The sequence below is a fragment of the Planctomycetota bacterium genome (assembly GCA_035384565.1).
Classification (GTDB): Bacteria; Planctomycetota; PUPC01; order DSUN01; family DSUN01; genus DAOOIT01.
Genome location: DAOOIT010000158.1, coordinates 1 through 1,735, shown reverse-complemented (window position 1 = coordinate 1,735; position 1,735 = coordinate 1). Strand labels below are relative to the sequence as shown.

General features: G+C 70.3%; 1 protein-coding gene. It reads right to left on the bottom strand.

Annotation, left to right across the window (positions count from 1 at the left end; all coding sequences use genetic code 11):
- Positions 1–439: 439 nt before the first annotated feature.
- Positions 440–1,654, bottom strand: a complete 1,215-nt coding sequence (locus PLE19_24065) for a DUF790 family protein (protein ID HPD18023.1) — start codon at positions 1,652–1,654, stop codon at positions 440–442.
- Positions 1,655–1,735: the final 81 nt, after the last annotated feature.

The window sequence follows — 1,735 nt, the reverse complement described above, 5'->3', positions numbered from 1 at the left end:
GGCCAAGCGCATGTCGGCCCAGGGGCCGCCTGTCTGCCGGCGCCCGGAACCTTGGCCGAACGGATGCGAAGGGGCGCCCCCTGGGCCAACCTGGGCCGCCCCTGGCTGCCGACGGGCGACGCCGGGGGCACGCGGCCGTGTGGTCGGACTATGCCCTTGCTGGCCCCTGCTAGTGCGGGGGCTTGCTCCGCGCGAATCCACGGGCTTACAGTGCGTGGGCAGTCTGGGCCTCTTGGTACTCTGGGAGGGTTGGCTCTGGACGTGGGGAATGCCCCGCCCGAACTCGGCCCGCCTCGCTCCGCCTGTCGCCGTGCTGTCTGTGAGACGGGGTGTTCTTCTTCAGCGGTAGTGTCGAGCGTGTGTGCGATGGTGTCGAGCGCGTCGCTTGCGGGATCGGGTCGCCAGGTCCGTGGGGGAAGGGCTGTCTGCATTGCCTGCTTCAGGGGCACGCCGACCGGATCCGCTCCAGGGCGGCCAGGACGGGTGCGAGCCGGATGGCTGTCTTGTACACGATCACGTCCTCCGGGACCGAGGCCCCGGGCCGCAGGCACCGCTCGGCCACGGCCAGAAGGATGCGATGGTCGCGGAAGAGGCGCAGGGTCTCGCGCTTCTTCGCCAGGTACTCAGGCGTCCAGTAGCCGACAATCTCGAAGAGCACCATCGTGCCGTCCTCGTGCCGGAAGGCGAAGTCGGGCACGAAGGCCGTCTGGCCCTCGAAGAGGATCTCCGCCTCTCGATGCAGGCTCCAGCCGTCCCGTGCGTCGCCGAACTTCGCGGCGAAGCTCTCCTCCAGAGTCGAGTCGAACTCCTCCGGTGACGGAAGGTGGCCGTGCAGGCCGTCGCGGCTGGTGAGCGCCAGGCGCGCAGGGCGGCCCCATGGAGTCCGCACACTCGCCTCCAATGCCCACTCGCGACACGCGAGGAGCGCGGGGAGGAACCGCGCGAAGCTCACGCCGTACCTGCGGGTCTCGCGGAGCACGGAGGCCGGGCCGGAAAGCTCGATGCGATAGCGTGATGGGCCGAGGCGCCGGAGGTCGTGGAGAAGCTGGGCGAGTTTGGCGTAGCGGAGGATGGTCTTGAAGTCGGCCTCGGCGGTGACGACGACCCGCTCCGCGCGATAGAGGCAGGCCTGGACCTGTGCCACGTTGTAGCGGGCGAGGAGTGCCGCCGCGTCCGGGTAGCCTGGCTCAAAGGCCCTCAGGCGCTGGAAGTCCAGGACATCCGCGTACAGGGCGCCCTCGAACTCGTCCCAGGGCCGGCCCAGCTGCTCCGCGATACGGGCCTTGACCTCCGCCTCGGTGTTCTCGAAGAGTTGGTCGCGCCGCTCGACGAGCGGGTGGCGCTCCGCCGCGAGCTCGAAGACCTGGAGGCGGAGCTTCGCGGCCCTCCCCGTCGGGTCGCTGTCGAACTGGCTTGCGTCATCGAGGAGCTTACAGAACGCCTGCACGCGCCGCGTCTCGCAGTCCGGCTCGTCCGCCAGGATGCCCTCCACGGAGCGATGGAGCTCACGGCGGGTCTTCCCGGCGCCGTGCCGGTAGGCGAGCAGCATCTGCCTCGCGTAGCCCTCGTAGTGCGCGTGGGCGCGGCGGGTCAGCCGGTCGGGGCTCGCGCGGCTCCCCTCATACGCGACGATGGCTTGTTCGCTCGTAAGCATCGCTTCTCCGCCGCCTGCGCGAGCGCTCCTCCTCGTTCGTGTCCTGGCAGACGACCTCGTAGAGCGTGGCCCGGGCCGCCC